The sequence below is a fragment of the Schinkia azotoformans genome (assembly GCF_035811335.1).
Classification (GTDB): Bacteria; Bacillota; Bacilli; order Bacillales; family Bacillaceae_J; genus Schinkia; species Schinkia azotoformans.
The window spans coordinates 56,359-79,014 of the sequence record NZ_JARSMD010000010.1 but is presented as its reverse complement, the minus strand read 5'-3'; the positions used below and the strand labels follow the sequence as shown (position 1 = coordinate 79,014).

At 36.6% G+C, this 22,656-nt stretch carries 23 protein-coding genes; 12 read left to right on the top strand and 11 right to left on the bottom strand.

Annotation, left to right across the window (positions count from 1 at the left end):
• The first annotated feature begins 3 nt into the window (after positions 1 to 3).
• Complete coding sequence (locus tag P9E47_RS05595) at positions 4 to 1,011, top strand: ABC transporter substrate-binding protein (protein WP_326162791.1); 1,008 nt, start codon at positions 4 to 6, stop codon at positions 1,009 to 1,011.
• A 125-nt stretch (positions 1,012 to 1,136) separates the two neighbouring features.
• On the opposite strand, the gene P9E47_RS05590 is transcribed toward P9E47_RS05595, so the two are convergent.
• The gene (locus tag P9E47_RS05590) at positions 1,137 to 2,348 is read right to left on the bottom strand and encodes an MFS transporter (protein WP_003333191.1); all 1,212 of its coding nucleotides are present in this window, start codon (positions 2,346 to 2,348) and stop codon (positions 1,137 to 1,139) included.
• Between the two features lie 4 nt (positions 2,349 to 2,352).
• On the bottom strand, positions 2,353 to 2,739 hold the full coding sequence (locus P9E47_RS05585) for a MarR family winged helix-turn-helix transcriptional regulator (protein WP_081585791.1): 387 nt from the start codon (positions 2,737 to 2,739) through the stop codon (positions 2,353 to 2,355).
• A gap of 285 nt (positions 2,740 to 3,024) precedes the next feature.
• On the opposite strand from P9E47_RS05585, the gene P9E47_RS05580 reads away from it, so the two are divergent.
• From P9E47_RS05580 to P9E47_RS05555, 6 genes are all read left to right on the top strand, one after another.
• Entirely contained in the window at positions 3,025 to 4,272 is a 1,248-nt protein-coding gene (locus tag P9E47_RS05580) for an EAL and HDOD domain-containing protein (protein ID WP_003333193.1), read from the top strand.
• A 259-nt stretch (positions 4,273 to 4,531) separates the two neighbouring features.
• Positions 4,532 to 6,907: a polyprenyl synthetase family protein gene (locus tag P9E47_RS05575; protein ID WP_326162790.1), complete on the top strand. Its 2,376-nt coding sequence runs from the start codon at positions 4,532 to 4,534 to the stop codon at positions 6,905 to 6,907.
• A 68-nt stretch (positions 6,908 to 6,975) separates the two neighbouring features.
• Positions 6,976 to 7,167: a YwbE family protein gene (locus P9E47_RS05570; RefSeq protein ID WP_003333195.1), complete on the top strand. Its 192-nt coding sequence runs from the start codon at positions 6,976 to 6,978 to the stop codon at positions 7,165 to 7,167.
• Between the two features lie 54 nt (positions 7,168 to 7,221).
• A complete protein-coding gene (locus tag P9E47_RS05565; protein ID WP_003333196.1) occupies positions 7,222 to 8,226 on the top strand; it encodes a carbohydrate kinase family protein in 1,005 nt (334 codons plus the stop codon).
• Between the two features lie 69 nt (positions 8,227 to 8,295).
• A complete protein-coding gene (locus P9E47_RS05560; RefSeq protein ID WP_003333197.1) occupies positions 8,296 to 9,429 on the top strand; it encodes a zinc-dependent alcohol dehydrogenase in 1,134 nt (377 codons plus the stop codon).
• A gap of 139 nt (positions 9,430 to 9,568) precedes the next feature.
• Complete coding sequence (locus P9E47_RS05555) at positions 9,569 to 11,545, top strand: methyl-accepting chemotaxis protein (protein WP_326162788.1); 1,977 nt, start codon at positions 9,569 to 9,571, stop codon at positions 11,543 to 11,545.
• A 65-nt stretch (positions 11,546 to 11,610) separates the two neighbouring features.
• On the opposite strand, the gene P9E47_RS05550 is transcribed toward P9E47_RS05555, so the two are convergent.
• From P9E47_RS05550 to P9E47_RS05540, 3 genes are read right to left on the bottom strand one after another with little or no spacing between them, the layout of a single operon-like run.
• Positions 11,611 to 12,705 (bottom strand): Ger(x)C family spore germination protein, encoded by a 1,095-nt coding sequence (locus P9E47_RS05550; RefSeq protein WP_326162872.1) that lies wholly within the window; start codon positions 12,703 to 12,705, stop codon positions 11,611 to 11,613.
• Positions 12,706 to 12,727: 22 nt separating this feature from the next.
• Positions 12,728 to 13,810, bottom strand: coding sequence for a GerAB/ArcD/ProY family transporter (locus P9E47_RS05545; protein ID WP_326162787.1), 1,083 nt, complete (start codon positions 13,808 to 13,810; stop codon positions 12,728 to 12,730).
• 8 nt (positions 13,811 to 13,818) lie between these two features.
• Positions 13,819 to 15,288 (bottom strand): spore germination protein, encoded by a 1,470-nt coding sequence (locus P9E47_RS05540; protein ID WP_003333203.1) that lies wholly within the window; start codon positions 15,286 to 15,288, stop codon positions 13,819 to 13,821.
• 204 nt (positions 15,289 to 15,492) lie between these two features.
• On the opposite strand from P9E47_RS05540, the gene P9E47_RS05535 reads away from it, so the two are divergent.
• Positions 15,493 to 16,296 (top strand): enoyl-CoA hydratase/isomerase family protein, encoded by an 804-nt coding sequence (locus P9E47_RS05535; protein WP_003333204.1) that lies wholly within the window; start codon positions 15,493 to 15,495, stop codon positions 16,294 to 16,296.
• Between the two features lie 18 nt (positions 16,297 to 16,314).
• Here P9E47_RS05535 and P9E47_RS05530 read toward each other — a convergent pair whose 3' ends face one another.
• Positions 16,315 to 17,124, bottom strand: a complete 810-nt coding sequence (locus P9E47_RS05530) for a hypothetical protein (protein WP_003333205.1) — start codon at positions 17,122 to 17,124, stop codon at positions 16,315 to 16,317.
• A gap of 146 nt (positions 17,125 to 17,270) precedes the next feature.
• Between P9E47_RS05530 and P9E47_RS05525 the strand changes: the two genes are divergently transcribed.
• Both P9E47_RS05525 and P9E47_RS05520 read left to right on the top strand, forming a co-directional pair.
• On the top strand, positions 17,271 to 17,837 hold the full coding sequence (locus tag P9E47_RS05525) for a cupin domain-containing protein (protein WP_326162786.1): 567 nt from the start codon (positions 17,271 to 17,273) through the stop codon (positions 17,835 to 17,837).
• 771 nt (positions 17,838 to 18,608) lie between these two features.
• Complete coding sequence (locus P9E47_RS05520; RefSeq protein ID WP_326162785.1) at positions 18,609 to 19,379, top strand: SIMPL domain-containing protein; 771 nt, start codon at positions 18,609 to 18,611, stop codon at positions 19,377 to 19,379.
• A 117-nt stretch (positions 19,380 to 19,496) separates the two neighbouring features.
• Here P9E47_RS05520 and P9E47_RS05515 read toward each other — a convergent pair whose 3' ends face one another.
• From P9E47_RS05515 to P9E47_RS05495, 5 genes are all read right to left on the bottom strand, one after another.
• Positions 19,497 to 20,105 carry a transglutaminase-like domain-containing protein gene (locus P9E47_RS05515; RefSeq protein ID WP_003331343.1) on the bottom strand — a complete coding sequence of 203 codons (609 nt, stop codon included), beginning with the start codon at positions 20,103 to 20,105 and terminating at the stop codon, positions 19,497 to 19,499.
• A 157-nt stretch (positions 20,106 to 20,262) separates the two neighbouring features.
• On the bottom strand, positions 20,263 to 20,499 hold the full coding sequence (locus P9E47_RS05510) for a spore germination protein (RefSeq protein WP_003331342.1): 237 nt from the start codon (positions 20,497 to 20,499) through the stop codon (positions 20,263 to 20,265).
• A gap of 28 nt (positions 20,500 to 20,527) precedes the next feature.
• On the bottom strand, positions 20,528 to 20,758 hold the full coding sequence (locus tag P9E47_RS05505) for a hypothetical protein (RefSeq protein WP_003331340.1): 231 nt from the start codon (positions 20,756 to 20,758) through the stop codon (positions 20,528 to 20,530).
• 13 nt (positions 20,759 to 20,771) lie between these two features.
• Positions 20,772 to 21,029: a hypothetical protein gene (locus P9E47_RS05500; RefSeq protein ID WP_003331339.1), complete on the bottom strand. Its 258-nt coding sequence runs from the start codon at positions 21,027 to 21,029 to the stop codon at positions 20,772 to 20,774.
• A gap of 21 nt (positions 21,030 to 21,050) precedes the next feature.
• A complete protein-coding gene (locus P9E47_RS05495) occupies positions 21,051 to 21,278 on the bottom strand; it encodes a hypothetical protein (protein WP_003331338.1) in 228 nt (75 codons plus the stop codon).
• A 138-nt stretch (positions 21,279 to 21,416) separates the two neighbouring features.
• Here P9E47_RS05495 and P9E47_RS05490 point away from each other — a divergent pair, with 138 nt between their 5' ends.
• The gene (locus P9E47_RS05490; RefSeq protein ID WP_326162783.1) at positions 21,417 to 21,890 is read left to right on the top strand and encodes an Hsp20/alpha crystallin family protein; all 474 of its coding nucleotides are present in this window, start codon (positions 21,417 to 21,419) and stop codon (positions 21,888 to 21,890) included.
• 27 nt (positions 21,891 to 21,917) lie between these two features.
• Positions 21,918 to 22,586, top strand: a complete 669-nt coding sequence (locus tag P9E47_RS05485; protein WP_326162782.1) for a hypothetical protein — start codon at positions 21,918 to 21,920, stop codon at positions 22,584 to 22,586.
• The last annotated feature ends 70 nt before the right edge of the window (positions 22,587 to 22,656 follow it).

Below are 22,656 nucleotides of genomic sequence, written 5' to 3'. Positions count from 1 at the left end.
ACAATGAAAAAATGGAAATTAGCGTTTGTCTTATTATTCACAATCGCAGTTTTAACTGCTTGTGGAACAAATAGTACTACAAAGAGCACTGGTGATGGGGCTAAAAAGGAAAAAATTGTGATTGGTTATTTTCCGAACATTGACCATGTTCCAGCTATGGTTGCCCGTGAAAAAGGCTATTATGAACAAGCGCTTGGTGAGAATTTTGATATTGAATATAGAACTTTTCCTGATGGAGGCACATTCATGACGGCGTTAAAGTCAGGTGATATTGATGGTGGGCTAGTTGGACCGGCTCCAGTTATGAACAATTTTGCAAGTGGAGCAGATGTGAAAATTGTTTCCGGAGCATCATCAGGCGGAACAGTTGTCGTTGCAAGTGCTAACAGTGGGATTACTAATTTAGAAGACATCGAAGGGAAAACATTTATCACCCCTGGAATTGGCTGTACACATGATGTTCAATTTGAAACGTATTTACAGCAACAAGGAAATGATAAATTAACATCATCACGCATCGGTGGGTCATTACAACATGTCACTGGCAATCCAGCCCAATATCAAGGTATGTTCGAAACAGGGAAAGTAGACTTAGCAACCGTTCCTGAACCATGGGCATCAATTCTCGCCCAAAATGGAGCAAAAGTAATTGTTAGCACAGATGAAATTGCCTATGGGAATACCCTGCCAAACACTGTATTTGTTGTAAATGGAAGTTTAATTAAAGAAAAGAAAGAGGTTGTTAAAGCGCTCGTTCAGGCACAGCAACAAGCAGTTGATTTTATTAAAAGTCAACCAGACGAAGCACAAAAAATTGCCATTCAATCAATCAAGGACCTAACGAAACAAGAGGTTGATGAAGATATCGTTAAACAAGCAATGGCACGCATTACCTATACTACTGAAATTAATGAAAATGTAATTAAAGAGTTTGCCCAATCATCGTTTGAGTTAGATTTCCTCAAAGAAAATCCTAAATTAGACGGATTAGTAGATTTGTCCTTTCAATAATGAATGAAAAGCATCGCTATGCCGGTGCTTTTTCCTTATGAATCTGAGAAAAAAACTTCTAAAGTGTTCATTGAATCTACCTGAAATAATCCGAGAGGCGAAAGATATTCGCCTCTTACCTATATTTAGGCTACTGATTTAATATTTTCTCGTAATACATGTTCCTTTTTACCATGCAAGAAATAGTACAGAACCGTAGATACTAGAACGGTCAATCCGAGGATCACATATAGTGAGCGATATCCCGTAACTGGAATGACAAATCCAAGTAAATATGGTCCAAAGCCAAGTCCGGCGTCAAGGGCGATAAAGAATGTTGAAGTGGCCAATCCGATCCGGTGTAATGGTGTTAATTTGACGGCAAGGGCCTGTGTGCTTGACTGCATATTACCAAAGCCAAGCCCAATCAATGCACCGGCTAGGAGTAATAGATATCCAGAGGTAACTGCACTTAAGAGCACCATTCCGCCTGCTAAAATGACAAATCCAGGGTACATAATATAGTTTGCACCTTTTGAGTCCATTAAGCGACCGGTGAATGGACGTGAAAATAAAACAGCAATCGAATAAACAAGAAAGAAAAAGCTTGCCGCACTAACTAGGTTAATCTCATTCGCATAGAATTTGATAAAGGATAGAACACTTGAATAACAAAAAGCAATAACGAATGTTATGATGGCTATTGGCACAGCTTTTGGCTCAATATAGTTTGAAAGCTTAAAGCCCTCTCCTTGCGTTTCGTGAGGTTGTTTGGTTGTTGTTGTAACAGCAGGAATATTGATAAACAATGATGGAATGAAGCTAATAATCCCTAGGAAAATGGAAAAAATAAAAATTGTTCGGAAAGCAGTATGCTGCGTCATATAAAGACCGATAAACGGACCAATTGCCGTTGCTAGGGTAGCACTCATGCTGAAGTAACCAATTCCCTCTGCTTTTCGTACTGCCGGAATAATTTGGGCAGCAATCGTTCCAGTAGCTGTTCCAACCATACCAGCTGCCACGCCATGTAATAAACGAGTAATCAGCATGATGCCAATATTAGAGCTCATTAAATATAGAAGTGTTGTTAAGATAAAGAAGACTAGTCCAATAAATAACGTTCTTCTGCGCCCAAGCGACTCAATGTAACGACCGGTAAAAAGTCTGCCAATTAAAGAACCGATGATAAAGATGCCTGTAACAAGACCTGCCTCACTAGTGGATGCATGAAATTGATCAACCGCGTACTCCCCAATAATGACGATTAAAAGATAAAACACAAGGTTTATTAAAAAGTTAATACCTGACACAATAATAAAATCCTTTGTCCATAATAATTCTCTAGATGAATTCACTTTATTACCCCTTATTTGTTATATTATCTCGAATGATTCCCATGATACGGATGGCATTAATTTGTTCCTTCTCCGTGATCCCTTCTAAAATTTCCTGTTCAAATTGATCAATTGTTACTCGTATATCTTGATATATCTTTTGTCCAGCTGCTGAAAGCTGCATTCTTTTTTCACGTTTGTCCTTGCCTACAACATGCTCGACATAGCCAAGCTCCTCTAAGCGAGTCATTGTTCTAGTAACAGTGGGCTTTTCGACACTCATATAATGGGAAAGTTCTACAAGTGTAGCGGTTCCGTTATTGGCCAAATAGTACAAAATTGTCCATTGTGCTCTATATAGCTGATGTTCAGCGAGGTGAACATTAAGTCTGTTTTCAAATGGCCGGTACATCAGAAGCAATTGATGAAAGAATTTTTGATAAGTTTGTATTGCAAACACCTCTTTTTTTAAAAAATATAGTTAGCTAAGGTAATGGTTACTGTGGGAAACTATATTATGCTACCACATTTATTTGTATTATGTCTAGGCTAAATAAGCACAATATCAGTTAAAGGTTCATTTGTCCAATTTTCAAAACTAAAATATTAAAACATAGAATAAGGATTTTGTGGTAAAATTTAGGTAAATCGTTATTATGCCACTAAGAAGTAATAAAGGAAAGGAATTCAAACAAAAATGGAAGTATACGTTGCCAAACAACCAATTTTTGATTCCAGAGAAAATGTGATCTCTTATGAATTGCTTTATAGAAGTGGTAAAGAAAATGTTTATAATGCATCAGATGGAGATAAAGCAACATCTGAAGTTATTATTAATAGCTTTTTAAATATAGGAATTAAAGACCTGTCAGAGGGTAAACCATGCTTTGTGAATTTTACAGAGAATCTATTAAAGTTGAAATTGCCTACGTATTTTAGTCCTCTTAATCTTGTAATTGAAATATTGGAAGATGTGCCAATTACAGAAGAATTAATAGAAATTTGTAAAGAGCTGAAAATGTTAGGGTATAGGATTGCCCTTGATGATTTCTTTTTGATGCATGGTAATGATTTAACGATGGAATTACTAAAGATTATTGATATCGTTAAAATTGATTTCCTTGCTACATCAAGAAAGGCACGTCTCCAGATGATGGAGTATCTAGTTCCCTATGACATTATTTTTTTAGCTGAAAAGGTTGAAACTAGAGAGGAATATGAACAAGCTAAAGAAGATGGTTATTCCTACTTTCAAGGATACTTCTTCAGTAAACCAATAATACTACAAAGTCATGATATTCCGTCCTATTTTCAATCGTATTTTACCGTGCTGGAGTATCTTGATTCTCCAGAGCCTGATTTAGACCAGATTACAGAAGTAATAGAGACGGATATTTCACTTTCTTATAAATTATTGAAATTAATCAATTCACCAGTTATTAGGCCTAAATATGAAATTAGCTCTATTAGACAAGCCATTGTGTTGTTAGGCTTAATAGAAATTAAAAAGTGGATCTATGTTCTCGCGCTTAAAGGGTTACAGGAGGAAAAAAATAATGCTACCCTAGGTGAACTTATCCATCTCAGTTTAACAAGGGCTAAGTTGGGAGAATTCCTAGCAGTAGTTGAAAACAATAAGCAGAATAAATCAAAATATTTCTTATTAGGGTTATTATCGTGTATTGATTCATTTTTACATTTGCCAATGAGTACTATTCTTGAGGGACTTCCTATTACAAAAGAAATAAAAAGTGCTTTATTAGGGGAAGAAAATCATTATAAGTTGGTATTAGATTTAATGGAAAGAGCCGAACGTCCTAGTAAGAAGAATCAGTCTTTAACAAAATATCCTTATGATTTAACCGAAGCCCAATTATTTGAAATGTATTTAAAATCCAGTACTTGGACTAGCCAATTTGTTAAACAATTAAAAAGGGAGATTTAACAATTTGCATATAGAATATAATATGAAAATTTATTACGTCAAAATCACCCCGGCTCTAGTTATCGGAGCGAATAAGGGGTGATTTTCTTTCGTTAATGGTTAACACTTTGTGTTGTGTTAAGATAAGAAATAAAACAAGGAAGTGGTAGGGGAATCTATGATCTATTTAAGATATGGAATTTGATTTTTTCGGGTGCTAAAATTTGCCTCTATTATAATATAAATAAATATAAGAGAAAATGAAGCAGAGGTAATGTTTATGGAACGGGAATTAATAATTAATGCTGAAGCATCCTATCGGTTGGCGGAGCAGAAGGCTTCCCATTATTTTAAATTACTTCATGAGCAAGTCACACAAAAAAAGTACGTTCCTACCCTAACAAATGATTTTCAATCATGGAAACAAAATCATATTCATCATTCGTTTCTATCCCTTTTTTTACAAGGAAGGAGAAAACCAGCCCCCAGAGAGTATTACAATTATATCCACTGGCTTAATAAAAATGGGAAATTAGACCACTATTTGAATCGGAGTGTTTCTTATATATTTTTGAGGGATCTCGGCAAAGCCTTGGATTCCCCTGATACAAAGAAAAAGATTCAACGTGTAGTTGAAAGTATAAAAAATCATCTAACTAATTCCACCACAAATCAAGGGGATAAAATTGAGGTATTTAGCATTGCGGGGTTGTATCGGTGGGCACAGAAGGAAGGTGTAGAATCAACCATCATCTGGTTGATAAATAAACTAAAGACTGTTTCCATATTGATTCCAGAGGGGATGGATGCGGAAAATGCCCAGCGAAAGTTGATCAAAATCATAGCTGGAGTGTTGATGCACGAGCTTGAAGAGAAGGGCAATGATATTTTACAAGAAGACCGCTCTTGGAAACTAAACAGAGCTATAAGGCTCGGCTATTCCTATGGTCTAACCTATCCTTTCATTGATGACCTTTTGGATGCCAACGTGCTATCAGTTGATGAGAAAAAACAATATTCCGATTTGATACGTTCAAGTTTATTAACAGGCTCTGTATCTGAGATAGGGGAGTGGACTGGAGATAATTCAGACTTGATTAAAGTCATTTATTCGGAGCTAAAAGATGCTTTTGAATATATTAGGGATAACCAGAGCCCGGATACAACAAAAAAATTTTTCGAGCAATCCTATATTTTTTTTAATTCCCAGGAGGAAGACCGTGAAAAAGATTTATCACATCCGCATTACACCAATGAGGAGCTTTATATACCGATCATACTAAAATCTTCGACTTCAAGATTAATTGCACGTTCAGTAATCAGCGCTCATGAGGATAAGGATTTTGAAAGCCGAACATTCTATTACGGGATATATAACCAGTTGGCTGATGATTTTGCCGATATGTTTGATGACATGGGTAACGGTATGGTTACACCGTATACTTATTATTTAAAATATCATGATAAGCGTTCTGATCTACTTAATCCTTTTGAATTATACTGGACGGTCATCTCTTATTTAATCCATAATGTGTATGACTCCGAAACCAAAACCCGTGAAGTAATTTTGGACCGTGCCATTAACGGTCTGAAACGATTTAAAGAACGGATGGGAGAGAACAAGTACAATGAAGTTATGGGGGTATTTGCTTCTGGCAATCCCAGTTTTAATCGTATCATCCAAAAGATGGTTCAAAAAGCGGGGGATGTAGATTTTTTTGATAAATTGCTTCGTGACCATATCATTACCGATCTAAGGAATGAACGGAAAGAGCAGGAAGACTTTCTAAATACGATCGAAACAGCTCGCAATCAAATTGACAACATCTTAAGGATTCCTAAAGATGACCATTTAGCTTTGCATGAGCCAATAACTGATGCAGCAAATTACATTCTTGAAGGGGACGGAAAGCGGTTGCGACCAATCATAACTTGGGTCATGGCAATTGATGGTTATGGACTGAAAAGTACCTTAATCGCACCACTATTAAGATCATTGGAATATATGCACACTGCGTCGCTAATTTTTGATGATTTACCATCCCAAGATAATGCGTCCATCAGGAGGGGGCGTACAACCTTACATCAATTGTATAATATCGCAACAGCTGAATTGACAGGGCTATTTCTGACCCAAAAGGCGGTAGAGGAACAAGCCTCTCTCGCTCAGTTCGATTCGAAAGCCGTGCTTCACTTGATTCGATATTCGGCCAAAACGGCGGCGGATATGTGTAAGGGACAAGTGATAGACTTGGATTCCAAAGGAAAACAATTGACGCTTGAGCAATTGAACTGGATGTGCTTTTACAAAACCGGGCTGGGATTTGAAGCTCCCCTCATCATGCCTGCTATTCTTGCTAATGCAAATGAATCAGAAATTAAATCTTTGAAAACATTTGCCAAACATGCGGGTATTGCGTTTCAGATTAAAGATGATTTACTAGATGTTGAGGGTGAATTAGATTTACTTGGAAAACCCATTGGAAAAGATGCCAAAAACAACAATTCGACTTTTGTATCAATCCTGGGTCAGGAGGGTGCAAAAAGAGCGATGTGGGAACATTATTGTCTTGCAATGGAGGTATTGGAGAAAGTACCACGCAATACTCTTTTTCTAAAGCATTTATTGAATTATCTAGTAAATCGGGATCATTGAGTTGAGCCACGGGATTAGCCCCCGTGGTTTCTAATGTTTTGTTTATTGAAGTGAAAGGAAGGATAATTATGAATGGTAAAAATAGAGCAGATATAAAAATAGGAGCACAGGTCAAAATAATTCTAAAAGCAGACCAGAAAACGGGAAAGCTTACAGAGGGAACAGTAGCCAAATTGCTTACGAATAGCCCTACACATCCCCATGGAATTAAAGTAATGCTGGAAGGTGGGCAGGTTGGAAGAGTGCAGGAAATTTTGTAGACAAAATGACTGTATAGGAACCGGGTAGAACCAATGTAATTTTGAGGTGACAAAATGGGCAAACTTTTTTGTATTGGTGAAGTATTAATTGATTTTATCCCTTGTGAAAAGGGGGTCCCATTGAAGGATGTATTATCCTTTGAAAGAACTCCAGGTGGTGCACCGGCCAATGTCGCAGCTACCGCTGCCAAATTTGGTCAGAAATCATTAATGATTTCGAAATTAGGCAATGATGCTTTTGGCGACTTTTTAGTGGAAAAGCTTGTTCAGTCTGGAGTTAATACAGATTATATCCTTCGAACAGACGAAGCAAATACGGCCTTAGCATTTGTTTCCCTTAAAAATAATGGTGATCGGGATTTTTCTTTCTATCGAAATCCATCTGCTGATTTGCTTTTAGAAGCGGATGAATTGGATGAAAATATCTTCAATAAAGGCGACTATCTTCATTTTTGTTCTGTTGATCTTGTTGAGTCTCCGATGAAATATGCCCATCAAAAAGCAATTGAAATTGTGAAATCAAAGCAAGGTATTATTAGCTTTGACCCCAATGTACGACTGCCTTTGTGGGATGATGCTCAGGATTGCCGCGAAACCATCTTGGAATTTATTCCATTGTCCCATATTGTGAAGATATCTGATGATGAGTTGGAGTTTATAACAGGTATTACTGATGAAAAAGAAGCTTTACGATCATTGTTTCAAGGTGATGTCAAGGTGATCGTTTATACCCAAGGAGCAAAAGGTGCTTTGGTATTAACAAGAGATTCCGAGTTTGATAATCGCGGATTCAAAGTAAATGTAGTAGATACAACAGGTGCTGGGGATGCATTCATCGGTGCTTTTTTATCTATTTTATTAAAAAATGAAGTTAGTAAATCAAATCTTAAGACCTTTGTTGAAGAACATGCCCATGAATTGCTAACATTTGCGAATGCCTGCGGTGCCTTGACTACTATGAAAAAAGGTGGAATCAGTGCCTTGCCGACTTTACAGGAAATTGAAGCATTTCTATTAGATAAGAAGGGACATAGTTCCCGACCCTGTGTCCCATTTTAGAATAAATAAGTTATCATTTACAAAGAATAAAGCCGTTAATGATAATTTTTAAAACCCAAGGGGGCTATCATGAAGGCTGTTACATACCAAGGTAAAAATGAAGTTGCTGTAAAGGACGTTGAGGAACCAAAAATACAGGACCGCGAGGATGTCATTATTAAGGTGACTTCAACAGCAATATGTGGATCAGATCTCCATCTGTATCAAGGGAATTTCCCGTTACCGATCGGCTATGTTATCGGACATGAACCGATGGGGATCGTTGAGGAGGTGGGGCCTGATGTTACGGAAGTGAAGAAAGGCGATCGTGTTGTTATTCCTTTCACTGTAGCATGTGGTAAATGCCATTTCTGCCAGCATGATTTAGAAAGTCAGTGTGACAATTCTAATCCACATTATGATTCAGGTGGGTACTTTGGGTATTCTGAAAAATTCGGTGATTATCCTGGAGGACAAGCTGAATATTTAAGAGTCCCTTTTGGGAATTATACTCCTTTTGTTATTCCAAAAGATTGTGAATTAGAGGATGAATCGCTCCTTTTTTTATCTGATGTCCTTCCAACTGCTTATTGGAGTGTTGATAATGCAGGGGTAAAAAAAGGCGATACTGTTATTATATTAGGCTGCGGTCCTATTGGCTTAATGGCCCAACAGTTTGCTTGGGCAAAGGGAGCGGAGCGTGTAATTGCTGTAGATTACATCAGTAATCGGCTTGAACACTCCAAAAAGATGAATAAGACTGAAATTTTTAATTTCACTGAGTATGAAGATATGGGTGAAACCTTAAAGGAGCTAACAAAGGGTGGAGCAGATGTCGTCATTGATTGTGTTGGGATGGATGGTAAAAAATCTCCCCTAGAGTGGGTCGAACAGAAGTTAAAGCTTCAAGGTGGAACTTTGGGTCCGATCCAAATCGCAACAAAAGCTGTCCGGAAAGGGGGAACGCTGCAAATTACAGGAGTATATGGTGGTTTATACAATATGTTCCCATTAGGTCCCTTTTTCACACGAAACATAACAATAAAAATGGGGCAAGCACCTGCGCGGCATTACATGCCGTTCTTGTACGACAAAATTAAAAGTGGAGACATTGATCCAACAAAAATCATTACGCACAAAATGCCTTTAGCGGAAGCCGCTCATGGATATGAAATCTTTAATAATAAGGAAGATAATTGTATAAAGGTTGTATTAAAACCTTAATCTATTTTTTGAAAAGAGGCCATTAGGTCTTTTTTTTATAAGCAAAACTTAATAATACATTATTAAGATATACCTATAAAATTATCCTAAAATAAGTGTATAATTTAAATAATAAAAAAATCAAGAAGAGGGAGTTTTGATGAAAAATAGTTTTGGTAAATTTAATACAATTAGGAAAAAACTTATTATCGCGTTTTCAATAATATTAATAATACCAGCTTTAAGTATTGGTATATTTGCCTATTCAACTGCTAAGAATGCAGTTGAACATGAAATAATGGACGGAATTGATGAAAATATTAATCTATTAAATACCTCTATCAATAATGCCATAGAACCTAAATTACAGAACATTGATATTTTTTATCAAGAAATTACATTAGATTTGTATAATGGTGAAAGTAGCCCTGAATTAAGGGGGAAGTTTTCTGGATTTGTAAAATTACATCCCGAAATACAAAGTGTATATATAGGAACAACTACAGGGTTATTTATTCGGGAACCGTACATAAAAATGCCGGATGGCTATGATCCAAGAGCTAGAGATTGGTATAAGGAATCAATGGAGAAAAAAGGTGAAACGATTATTTCGCCACCATATGTTTCGGCAAGTACAGGGAAAATGGTTGTCACTATTTCACGTGCGAGTAAAGATAATTCTGGTGTAATTGGAATTGATATTTTATTAGATTCAATCCAAGATATAACGAATCAAGTAAAGATTGGTGATAAGGGATATGCGGCTCTGTTAGATCGAGACAGGAAGTATATAGCTCACCCGACCTTAAATTGGGGGACTGAAGCTAAAGAGTCATTTTTTGACATGGTTTATAGCCAAGAAAAAGGATCATTTAGTTATAATTATGAAGGTAAAGAGAAAAAGATGAGTTATGTAACTAATGATTTAACTGGCTGGAAAATAGTTGGAACATTTTATTCAGAAGAAATTAATGATGCGGCCGCTCCTATTTTCAAAAACACAGTTTTAGTTATAGTCTTAGCTTTGATAGTGGGAAGTGTAATCATCTATTTTATCGTTAGGTCTATCATTAAACCAATTAGAATGTTAAAAGAACAAGCTGTTACAGTTAGCAACGGTGACTTAACAGAGATTATCGAAATAAATACTAAAGACGAAATTGGTGATTTGGCTCATGCATTTAATGATATGGCACACAAACTTCGGGAGGTCATCCAACAGATTAATACTAGTGCCGAACATGTAGCAGCTTCATCTGAGCAATTACAGGCAACAAGTGAACAAGCAACGAGAGCAACAGAACAAATTTCAGCGGCTATTCAAGAAGTAGCAAATGGGAGTGAAATCCAGGTTGCAAGTTCACAGCAAAGTGCTATTGCGATGGAAGAAGTTTCAGGTGGCATCCAACGGATTGCTGAATCTTCAAGTGTAGTCAAGGATTCTATCAATGAAACGAAGTCCTTATCTGAACAAGGATATCAATCACTGCAAGCGGCAATTCATCAGATGGACTCCATCGAAAAAGGAACAAAGGCTACAACAGTAGCTATAAGGAAATTGAGTGAGCGATCAAAAGAAATTAGTAATATAATTGATATCATTACCAATATTGCTGAACAAACAAATTTGCTTTCTTTAAATGCTGCCATTGAAGCAGCGCGGGCAGGAGAACATGGAAAAGGCTTTTCTGTGGTAGCCGATGAAGTTAGAAAGTTGGCAGAACAATCGCGGACTTCGGCCAACCAAATCGTTACATTAATTGAAGAGATTCAAACTGATACAGAAATAGCTAATAAAGAGATGGATGGAAATAGTAAAGAAGTTGATTTAGGTAAGACTGTCATTCAGAAGACCAGAGAAGCCTTCAACCTTGTAATGAATGCTGTCAGACAAGTTGATGTTCAAATCCAAGAAGTATCAGCTACAACTGTACAAATTTCTGCAAATACTGAAGAGGTTACTGCTTCTGTTGAAGAGTTGGCACATATAGCTAAAGCCGCTTCAGAAGAATCACAAAATGTGGCTGCATCGTCAGAAGAACAATTAGCATCAATGGAGGAGATCAGTGCTTCCAGTGAAGCGTTAAGCAAGTTAGCTCAAGATCTTCAAGAATTAGTTTCTAAATTTAAAGTATAATGATTAACTAGAACAACGATTTAATGAATGGACAGTTCCTCGTTACCTATCGTAACAGGGAACTGTCACGATTCAGTTCCTTTTAATATTAGATCAACAGATACATTTATATCAATGATCGGAGATTTAACCATGTCAGCAAATTCAGGTTTAATTTTTTCCCACATTTTCGGCTGATCTTTTTCAAATATACTTTGAAGATTTAATACATCTTCACCTGTTCTTTTGTATATCGTTGCTAATTTTTCGTAAACATCCTTTTTTAATATTTCGGTAAACTCATTTTCTAATTTATGTAATGTAGTTTTCCCCTGAATACTGCCATTGCCACAAGTGTATTCAGCTAAATAGCCTTTAGCCTTCAAATGCCCCCCGATGATTAGAGCTCCATTCTCCACCCTAGGTTTTAAGGAAGAAGATGTATGAATCATATCCATACTGACAGAGCCATTTCCTGATTGTGGGCAATCCATATGTAAACTTCCCGATTCAGTGTTTTCTTTAAGATAGGCTACGATGGTAGTTTCATGTTCATTTAAGCTACCTACTATTTTTCCTTTTTTTAAAAGAGATGTTCCATTAACCTCAATTTCATGTTTATTTTTTTGAATTTTAATATTGGGGATGAATTCGATATTATTTTCATGGATGGCCCTAGAAATGGACCCGATATCTGTAGTGATTGTTCTACCTGTTTCCTCCGTTAATTTTATCAGCTCTTTAATATATTCTGAGACAAAACGCTGATCCTTTTGTTTTACTTTCATTAAATCAATAGGATTATCCGAAAACACGACAGGAGTTGTTCTTCTCATATCTGGATCCCTTAGAAAGTGGCTAATGATTCCGGAGATTCCATCCTCTGCCTGCCTTTTCCCGATAATCAAAACTTGAATATTGGAGTAAAATGGATCACCATTCACCTTCGTTTGCAAAGAGTGAAGCGGTATTTCTATAGACTGGTAATTCACTTTTTCGATTGTGACTTTTGATTCGTTTTCATTACCTTGTTGTTGACCGGCGCCGCCTCCGCTATGCAAGTTTAGGCTTTCAACTCCAACTATGTACCCATCATCCTCTTTGTCTACAGCGATTCCGGAAATAAACATCCTGTCTCGCATTCGTTGGAAATCCCAACAACCGCTTAATAAAAAGGTCATCATTATAAAGAAAAATAGCCTCTTAATTTTGTTTCACCTTCCTTTTTACGGTATCAATCAGAACAATCAATGGAAAAATAAAAAAAAGTATGACAGTAACTACTAATTGTATAACCCTGGCAAGATGGCTGGTATGTTCGATATCATTTGGATAGATTGCTACTAAAAATACGATTACTCCCACAAAAATGACCCATCTGCTAAACGGAGTTTTTGAAAACAATGTTTTAAATCCAACAGAAGCTGATAGAAGTGTGAGATGATTAAGTGAAAAACCGTATAGAATCCAACTAGTTAAAAATACAATTTCTATCCGTTCTAATATCGGAATTTCAACTAATCGGGCCATATCAATACTTGGATATTCAATGTAGTTAATTTCTACTGGCCCAAATAAGGAAATAGCCATGATAAATAACAATCCAACAGTAATAGTTAAGAAAACTAAACCTTGAAAAACTCCTTTTTTAAGTATGTCAAAATTGGGCATTAACGGCAAAAAGAAGAGGAAGACCCAGCTAATTAAATAAGAATAAAGGGATGTAAATAATCCTTTATCAAAGATGATTCCTTTTGCGACGATAGGCTTTAAATCAGAAAAGTTAGCTTTATTAATGACAAGCAAAAAAATTGTAAACAGTGTTAAGATAAGCAAAGGCTGAATCAATTCATTGAATCGGGCCAATGTCTCTTCTTTTTTTGTTGCAGCATACATGACAATTAATAGTTCGGACAAAATGATACTCCACCCTGGAGTATGGAATAAAATATGAACAATGATTCCATCCGACAATAAGCGCATGCCTAATCCAGTTAAAATAATTGAAATTGCAATAAGAGCAACAAATAATAACCGACCTAACCACTTTCCGATGATGTTTTCCAAAATGTTCAATAAGGAGCAGCCAGGGTATCGTTCAGGCAGGATTAGGAATATCCTTGTAAAAAGAATTATTATAGCTAAGGACAAAATAATAAATAACCATCCGCTTTGTCCGGTATATTGATTGATTTCTCTTGGTAAGGTGGATAATCCTATTGGAGAACTTGCCATAATAAGCCAAAAAATTTGATTTTTTGAGAAAGTGAAGGTTTTCTTTACCATGTCTGCCCCTATCCTCTTTTTAATGGCTTCCATTTTCTTTGTTTTTTCTTATCTGCTAAATAAGTTGGCCTCATTGTTCGATAACGAATTGGAAATAAAATGAAGAGGTCAATCCAGTTCCGAAATTTTGTTGGTGCAAATGGTACAAGATAAGGAACACCAAAGCTTTTCAGGCTACTTAAATGCAAAAGTACGAAACTAAAGCCTAAAATTAACCCGAATAATCCAAAGAATCCGGCCCCGATAATAAGCAACAAACGAAGAAGCCGAAAACTAAAGGCCATTGAATAATGTGGTGTACTAAAGGAGGCCATCGCTGTAATTCCAACGACGATTAATGTGATCGGACCAACTATATTTGCTTGAACAGCTGCCTCTCCAATTACAATTCCGCCGACAATACCAACGGTTTGCCCTAAAGGTTTTGGTAAACGGACACCGGCTTCTCTAAAAATTTCAATCATAAGTTCCATTAATAAAAGCTCCCATATCGCTGGAAAAGGAACCTTTACACGGGTATGCGCTATTGCTACAAGCAAATCCGACGGGATCAGCTCGGGATTAAAATGAATTAATGCTACATAAAGTGATGGAAGAAAAATACTTATCAACATGGCGATAAGTCGAACAATCCGTACCATCGAACCGACGTACCATTTTTCATAATAATCATCCATGTTCTGCAAACTCTCGAAAAAGGTAAAGGGCACAAGTAAGGCCAACGGAGAGTTATCTACAAATAAGATGACCTTACCGGAATTAAGCGATTCTACTGCTACATCAGGACGGTCTGATAAGCGGACAAGCGGGAATATAGACCACATATTATCTTCCGTCCATTGTTCAAGTTCACTGGCAGAAATCATTTTATCTGTCTCAATAGAAGTAAGCCTTTGTCTAACCTCTTCCAGTACATCCTGATTTACAATTCCATCAATAAAAAGCACGGTTACCTTTGTTTGTGATAAAGAACCGATTTTCATATCTTGAATTTGGAGTTTTGGACTTTTTAAGTATTTTCGTATGATCGAAACATTAACACTAGATGAATCTACGAATCCTTCCTTCGTACCCTTAATTGTTGTTTCAATAATAGGAGATTCAGGGCTGCGGTCCGGCTTTTTCTCTGCATTTAATAAACAAAAGGTATCAAGCTTTTCAAATACAATCACAATGTTCCCTGTAAGAATTCCATCAATGATTTCATTTTTAGTTGAAGATGTTTTTAATTGGCAATATGGGAAGGTTTCTAGAAGAAAGGCTTCAGTAATTTTTTCTTCCTTTCCTATTCTAAGTATTTGTGGAAAGATATTTTCATTAATTTCTTTTTCGTCCGAAATGCCTTGTATAAAAAGAAGAGCGCCATTTTGACCGGAAATAGTTCTAAATCTACGTACATAAAGATCATTGCAATTTTTCAGTTCATCCAGAATGGTTTCTATTTTTTCTTCAATTGTCTTTAAAATAGACTTATGCAAATTTATTGCCTCCATCAGCATAATCCTAAAGGAAAATTATATTTAGTTTGTATAGATTTGGAGGGATTTATGCAACCAAAGTGATACCTAGTCATTCGTAAAGAAATACTTATTTATAGAGATTCCCTTTCCTATTTCTGTTAATATTAAGATAGAACTAATATACATACACGTTAAAAATATCCAGATAGGAGAGGGATCAGTGTGAGGGTTACAATCAAAAATACCGAAAACGATGGTAATATTTCACTACAAGAAAGCGGCGGTTTTGCCATTGTTACGATTAATAGACCGGAGTTGAAAAATGCTTTAACAAATAGAATGTGGGTCGACCTGAAAGCGGTTGGTAAGCGCATCACACAAAATCCAAAGAATAAAGTTGTGATTTTACGAGGAAGGAAGAAGCTTTTTTCTTCAGGCTCGGACTTGAAACAATTTAATGAATTATCGATTGATGAAGCGAATGATGCTTTTCGAATGATGGAGGAAGCGATTTCTACATTTGAGAGAATTCCGTTGCCAACGATTGGGGTTATCAATGGACCTGCCATGGGAGCTGGCTTTCAGCTTGCCTTAGCCTGTGATATTCGCATTGGCACAACCAATACATTAATGGGCTTTCCGGTTGGAAGATTAGGAATTACAATAAATCAAGCGTTTGCGAAAAGAATTGCCGATTTAATTGGAAAAAGTAGGACAATGGACCTTGTCTATACAGGCAGGCTCTTAAAACCGCAGGAATGCTATGATTTAGGGCTAATTAATTATTTATTGGACGATGATACGGATGTGAACCACTATGCCATTCGGTTGGGAAAAAAGATTATCGAGCAATCTTCGGCATCTGTTTTAGCGGTCAAAAGGGCCGTATCTTTTAATAATCCAACCGTTTCTATTCCATGGGAAACAGGACTTAGTGAAAGTGTTGACCCTGTTGATTTTCCAGAAGGAGTCCGTTCTTTCGTTGAAAAAAGAAAACCAAATTTTAAGGGAAAAGGGCACCAATAGGATGCCCTTTTTGCATAGTTATCGATCGGGAGAAATGGCTGCTAACCGAATATGAACAGCATACATTTCAATTTTAAAATAAGAGAACATGGCTTCATTCACTTTTTGTTGGACTTTTTTCAAAAGTTCAACGATATTCTGTTCAAGGGGGCAGTTCAGTTCAATTTCAATCGTTACGCTTTGAAAAGTGGTGAAATCGTAGTCGAGAATTTTTGCGTTCTTAACGTACTTTATTTTCTTGCAAGTGTGTGTGATGATTTCCTTATACACATCCTCATTTATCGTAATCGTTCCTTTTGTAAAATGAGGCTGAATAATCGTTTCTTCCCCAATATATTTCGCTTGTTTTGAGAAAAGCTTTTTTCCTTTTTGGAGGATCTTTTTTAATCTATTGTGCTCTACTTGCATATACGGAATCGGAATTACGTGCTTCCCTTGTGTGTTCCGCATGTAGCGAGCCATATTAATTTCCTTGCTAGTACGAATTTCAGATACATCAATATATGTATCGATTTTCCCCAACTTCAATTTATCTGCGATTAAGTTAACCATTTTTACGGAGGTTCCAACAATTAAAATTTTGTCTAAAGCAGTCATGCGGATCACATTCGCAACTTCCTCGCGGTGATCATCATAAAAGAAAGTGGCCCGCTTAACTGCTTTTATATAATTATTTTCATACTTAGCGGAAGTTCCCGCAATTTTCTTCCCATTTACAATTAAAATCCCATCATCGATAATCGCTGGAATGTTGTGTTCGTCGCAGAAATGTAAAACACTTGTACTTTTTCCGGTACCACTTTCCCCAACTAATGCATAAACCTTCAAAAAAATACCCCCTTCTCTCGGAACAGTGCTTAGTTCAATTATAAAACTGATGGAATGTTAAACCAAGACAAAAAAAGTAACTTAAAGTACCCTAATCCAGCATAGTGCATAGGATATCTCGTAAAACTGTGAAGGGATTGATTTACATGTACTATGCACCATGCATGTGCCAGTACTCACTACAATATCAATATCCATATTATTTTAATAATCCCGTGTATTATAGTGGGGGCTGGTCTGAAGGAGCTATTTCACAAGATGAATTGGAGCACCTGAACCGAATGGCTTTTTTACAATCACTAAATGGAAAAGTAAAGGATCATGGACCACATCCTTATGTTGTTAATATTAATGATGCTGCAAAAGAAAACAACACCTATCGCACCGCCATATGGACGGGTCCTCATTTGCAAGTAACGTTAATGAGCATTGATGTTGGGGGTGATATAGGCTTGGAGGTTCATCCTAATAACGATCAATTTCTCCGTATTGAACAAGGTCGTGGGGTTGTTCGAATGGGAAATAATAAAAACAATCTAACCTTTGAAAAACAAGTGAGAAAAGATTCGGCCATCATGGTACCAGCCGGAACATGGCATAATGTCATTAATGCCGGCAATGTCCCTCTAAAGCTTTACTCCATTTATGCACCTCCGCATCATCCATATGGAACTGTTCACAGGACTAAAGCTGAAGCTATGGCAGCGGAATAGTGGATTGAATCACAATTATCAATGGCGGTGGTGTAAATTAAATACCTGCACATTACTGGCAGCCCGACGATCTGAGGTTATTTAGTTTGTTAATTTTTGGATTATGTTAAAACGTGGAGAGGATATAAGAACGGAACAAGCAGAGGAATTAGAAGTTTTCCTCTGCTTGCTTGGTTATGGCATTATTTTTTGTAGTGAATAAAAGAGGTGTATTGTGCAGTAGGCATAGCAGGAGGACCGAAACTGGCTTTCCAACATTGCGGTGCGGACAGCGAGTATGTGTTCCACCCTTGGCATGGCCGCATTTTTCATTTTTGCGGACAAGGAGTGCGGGTTCCGCCCTGGGCATGGCCGTATTTTTTTGAAGAATAAAAGAAATGGTCTGCTGTGATTGCCATATTCCTGTTCATCCTTAGACTCCGGGAATTACCCCCCTCTATGGTTTCACATTTTTCTAATCTCAGAAATTTTAATGGGAATCTAATACGCATTAGCCTCCCATCGTGATATAGGGAAACAAGAAAGCTTCATATAAAACATCGTTGTTCAAGTGAAGAGAATAATCAACGCAAGTGCATGCTGTCACTTGTCGATAGTCAGGAATTACAACAGAAAATTCCCTAAAAAGCACATAACTTTCACATTTAAGTATGGAGTTAATTGGTATAATAAGGTTAAGTATTTAATTGTGCAATCATCCGTGGCTATGCTAGAAGAAGCAGAGCCTTTTTTAATTGATTTGGCAAAAAAATTGCAAAGGGAGGACGATCTATGGTGAAACATAAAATTAAGAAAACAGTGCTTTTTTTATTCGTATCCTTTTTAACTTTTGCTTCTTACGCATTTTCGGAGAGCAATACCGCTTATGCAAATGAAGGGAATTTTACAAAAAGGACAATCAGTGTAAGCGGTGCATATACCGTAAAAGTAGCTCCTGATATAGCTTATATTGATATAGCTGTTAACACACTTGATGTTGATGCAAAAAAAGCACAAGAGATTAATAAAGAAAATATGAACAAAGTGATGGATCAATTGAAAAAAATGGGTATTCAAGATAAGGATATTCGTACAGTCGATTACCGTATTCAGCCAAGATATGAATGGATAAATGTAGAAACAAAAAGAGAACAAAAACTTTTAGGGTATGAGGTTACAAATAACCTCAAAGTGACAATTAATGATTTTCAAAAAATAGGAAATATCATTGATATGACTGTAAAAGAGGGGGTTAATGAGGTCAATAATATCGCTTTTGGATTAAGTGAAGCCAAAAAAACGGAGAAGTACTTGGAGGCACTAAAAGGTGCTGTGAACGATGGAAAAATCAAAGCAGAAAATATTGCAAGTATGTATGGAATAAAATTATCTATTCCTTCAATGATTACTGAAGCTGGGTCCTATATTCCGTCTCCGATTAATTATGCAGGCCTTCAAAAGGCATCGTTAGGTGGAACTTCTTTTGATACTATTGAATCCATTCCAATTTCGGGTGGAGAAATGGAAATACGTGCAAATATAAATATTGTTTATGAATATTAGTGAATAGTTGGGCTCTTTCACAACTTTTTTTGGAGAATGAAAAAGTGCATTAATAAGTGCTGCCTCCCATTGTATTAAAGTGAAACAGTGTGGGAGGCAGGGCCAAAAAATTGATAATTAGATAGACTCAGGACGGTTAATAAATAACTCTTTACAATCATTAGACTGCTTCATTCCTGAAATAACTTCGACTAAAGGCTCACTAAAAACATGTGGATAATCGATTTCATCCATTTCAGTTCTGATCGGATAAGCAAGCTTTTCGGGAGTGATGCTGAATTCAGAAGAAACTCCAGGCTTGTTTCCGCGCGGGTCTACACGGAACCACTTATCCATTTCTTCAAAATAAACTGCATTTAAGCCGTGCAAGGCATAGCCGGATTCTGGGGTTCCTTTTCTAGTGACCCGTTGATAGCAAAAACCAGTAGGAATGTTCATTCCTCTTAAAAACGCAGCAAGCAAATGTGCCTTTGCAAAACAAATTCCTTCCAGTTTATTTAAAGCGTCTGAAGAGGTAATTGTAATAACTTTACTATCTTCAAGATCAAAAGAGTGTTTTATTTCATCTCGTACAAAATTGAAAGCTAACTGTGCTGACTCAAATTTAGTTTTTCCTGATTTTTGGAATTCCTGTATCTTCTCCTGTATGGCAGGATGGCTGAAATTGATAACGTCTGTTTCTTCTAAATACGCTTGTAAATTTTCATTCCTAATTTTCAACTGCAAAAAAATCCCCCCTAATTTTAACTTTAAGCTAATTTTAATTGGAGGATTACTATATATCTGTGATAAAGGTTAAAGATCGGCATGTTTAAATCTATAAAATGAAATAAAAAACACCCTAACTTCCGCCAACGTGGTGAAGTAAGGGTGTTTTTTTATGTTAGACAACGCTGTTTTTAATAGCATTACTATCACTTGCATCTGGATCAAAAACAGCAGAGTTAGGGAAGGTAATAGGGGATAAATCTCCATTTACTTCTCCAAACGCTTGATTTCTTTTATAGGTTACTAATTGGTCAATCAATTGAAAGGGCCCCATATTAGCGACCGCTCCATTGTCAATTGTATTAATTTTAAACCCGAGGACATTAATGGCCATTGGCGAGAAAAATACCATGTCACCACTCCTAACTTAATTATGAAAGTTAAAAGAAACCGGATTTGGAGGATGGATTGTCAATCCAATCCATATCCGATACCCAAGACTGGGAAAAAGCGTAATTGCATAAATCTCCGTTCATTTCTCCAATGCCCTGGTTCCGCTTATACGAAACAAATTGATCCAAATGTTGACTAGGTCCAATATTGATTACAGCTCCATTATCAATGGCATTGACCTTAATTCCAAGAAGATTGAGTGCAACCGGTGCAAACACTTTGCTTCACTCCTTAAAGGGTAGGCGGCAAATTTGCCGCTTCAAAACTGGAATTAGAATCAAGCTGGTCGCGATCATCAACAAAGCTTCTAGTTCCAAAGAAATTGCTGCCGTCTCCCATATTTTGTCCCAAGCCCATATTCTTTTTGTCAGAATTATGCCATTCTGCTAACAGGTTTTGCCCAACATTAATAGCTGATGCATTTTCAAAGGAATTCACTTTAATAATATTAATATTTATATTGATATAAGGTACAGGACCAACGACCATTGTCACCCTCCTAACGGTACATTATTTTCTTTTAATTGAAATCGAATCGATCGGCTCATCATCGATTACATAAGTTACGGAAGACACCCTTTTTACACCATCTGCTAATTGTTGGCCAAATCCTTGGCTTTTCTTGGCATTTACATTTCTATTCTGTTTTATTGTGGAACTAAAAGATACTGAGGCTAAGTGGTCAACATTATTGAGTTTAAGAGTTTGGATATTAATGTTGGTTGGTAAAAAGAACATGGCTTTTTCTCCTTCCTTCCCGTTTTTTCGCATCCCGGTGTATTTAAAGATATGCCTATATTTGAATTTTAATGCTTTTTCCAACAATTTATGAATAAACATAAATATGATGACAAAGGAAGGGAGGACTAAAGTCCAATGGATATGGATAAGTTTTTACAATGGATGGAGTTAGCGAAAAAATATCAATCAAGTAATTTCTGGAGCGAGATATTTGATCAGTCCTCTTTTGATGAATTCATGAAAAATAATGATTTTGCGCGGACCGATACGACTCAGGCAGGGGATATGACGCAACAAAGTAATTTTCCACCAACAGATATCTATGTTACTGATGGGGAAGTTATCTTGATCTTAGATATCGCCGGCTATATGAAAGAAGAGATTCAATTGTCTGTATCCGGTACAAGGCTATTGATTAAAGGATTCAACAACCGGGTGATCCCAGGGGAGTTAGTTCAGCAGGAACGATTCCATGGTGAATTTGAGAGAGTCATCCAACTCCCTGAACCTGCTTATCCCAATCAAATAAAAGCAAAATTTAATAATGGACTTCTGATAGTGTCGTATAAACGGCAATTTATACACGAGGAACATGTTCCAATTGAATAAAAATGAATGGAAATAAGGGGATTTAATATGCCTTTTAACGATAATAAAACTGAGTTAGAAAAACAGATTATGAGAATCAATGCTCTCGAGTTTCATATCAAAAAATTGTTGGATTTCGAAAAGAAGGCTCAGCTTTCGTTATTTAGAAATGAAGATTTACGATTGATTGTGGATGAGATTATCACTGAGAAATTAGCTTTCCATGTTGAAAGAGAAAAAAGGCTTCAAGAACAAATAGTAGCCCTGAATACGCGGCTTAATGCTATGGAAGATGACTATGTAAAGGCTCAGGAAGTACAAGCTAACCTTATAAAACAAGTAGACGAGCTTACGGAAAAGTATGGGGCCTTAATCCATGAAAAGGAAGAAGCGAATGCAGAAATGGTGGAGAAGGAACCTAATTTTGGCTGCTTATATATAGATAAGCTATACTTAGACAAGTATGAACAAAATAACAATTTTGCTAATCTCGGTATTAAAGAGTTGAGCGGGGTCTTGAATATCGGGGCAACGTACGGGAGTGTCGGTATTCCAAAGGGTATTGGCAAAGAGGCAAAAGAACAAATGGAAAAGTTGAAGGCTGAAAAAGATGTAACGAAGGTGGAAGACAATTTTTCCCAAACGAGCCCTGAACCATCGGATGAAGGTAAAGATGACGATATACCATTCACAGACATCATTATTGAAGAGGACTAGGAGAGTTCGAAATTTCATTAAAAGAATAATCTAGGTTATTCTTTTAGTAGTAAAAGAAAATTTTAACGTC

Bases quoted from the DNA above. Each gene is read 5' to 3' on its own strand.
- P9E47_RS05585 (WP_081585791.1), bottom strand. From the start codon at position 2,739: ATGTACCGGCCATTTGAAAACAGACTTAATGTTCACCTCGCTGAACAT.
- P9E47_RS05485 (WP_326162782.1), top strand. From the start codon at position 21,918: ATGCCTTTTAACGATAATAAAACTGAGTTAGAAAAACAGATTATGAGA.
- P9E47_RS05525 (WP_326162786.1), top strand. From the start codon at position 17,271: ATGTACTATGCACCATGCATGTGCCAGTACTCACTACAATATCAATAT.
- P9E47_RS05595 (WP_326162791.1), top strand. From the start codon at position 4: ATGAAAAAATGGAAATTAGCGTTTGTCTTATTATTCACAATCGCAGTT.
- P9E47_RS05545 (WP_326162787.1), bottom strand. From the start codon at position 13,810: ATGGTAAAGAAAACCTTCACTTTCTCAAAAAATCAAATTTTTTGGCTT.
- P9E47_RS05490 (WP_326162783.1), top strand. From the start codon at position 21,417: ATGGATATGGATAAGTTTTTACAATGGATGGAGTTAGCGAAAAAATAT.
- P9E47_RS05560 (WP_003333197.1), top strand. From the start codon at position 8,296: ATGAAGGCTGTTACATACCAAGGTAAAAATGAAGTTGCTGTAAAGGAC.
- P9E47_RS05550 (WP_326162872.1), bottom strand. From the start codon at position 12,705: ATGACCTTTTTATTAAGCGGTTGTTGGGATTTCCAACGAATGCGAGAC.
- P9E47_RS05555 (WP_326162788.1), top strand. From the start codon at position 9,569: ATGAAAAATAGTTTTGGTAAATTTAATACAATTAGGAAAAAACTTATT.
- P9E47_RS05510 (WP_003331342.1), bottom strand. From the start codon at position 20,499: ATGGTATTTTTCTCGCCAATGGCCATTAATGTCCTCGGGTTTAAAATT.
- P9E47_RS05570 (WP_003333195.1), top strand. From the start codon at position 6,976: ATGAATGGTAAAAATAGAGCAGATATAAAAATAGGAGCACAGGTCAAA.
- P9E47_RS05520 (WP_326162785.1), top strand. From the start codon at position 18,609: ATGGTGAAACATAAAATTAAGAAAACAGTGCTTTTTTTATTCGTATCC.
- P9E47_RS05500 (WP_003331339.1), bottom strand. From the start codon at position 21,029: ATGGTCGTTGGTCCTGTACCTTATATCAATATAAATATTAATATTATT.
- P9E47_RS05495 (WP_003331338.1), bottom strand. From the start codon at position 21,278: ATGTTCTTTTTACCAACCAACATTAATATCCAAACTCTTAAACTCAAT.
- P9E47_RS05575 (WP_326162790.1), top strand. From the start codon at position 4,532: ATGGAACGGGAATTAATAATTAATGCTGAAGCATCCTATCGGTTGGCG.
- P9E47_RS05580 (WP_003333193.1), top strand. From the start codon at position 3,025: ATGGAAGTATACGTTGCCAAACAACCAATTTTTGATTCCAGAGAAAAT.
- P9E47_RS05565 (WP_003333196.1), top strand. From the start codon at position 7,222: ATGGGCAAACTTTTTTGTATTGGTGAAGTATTAATTGATTTTATCCCT.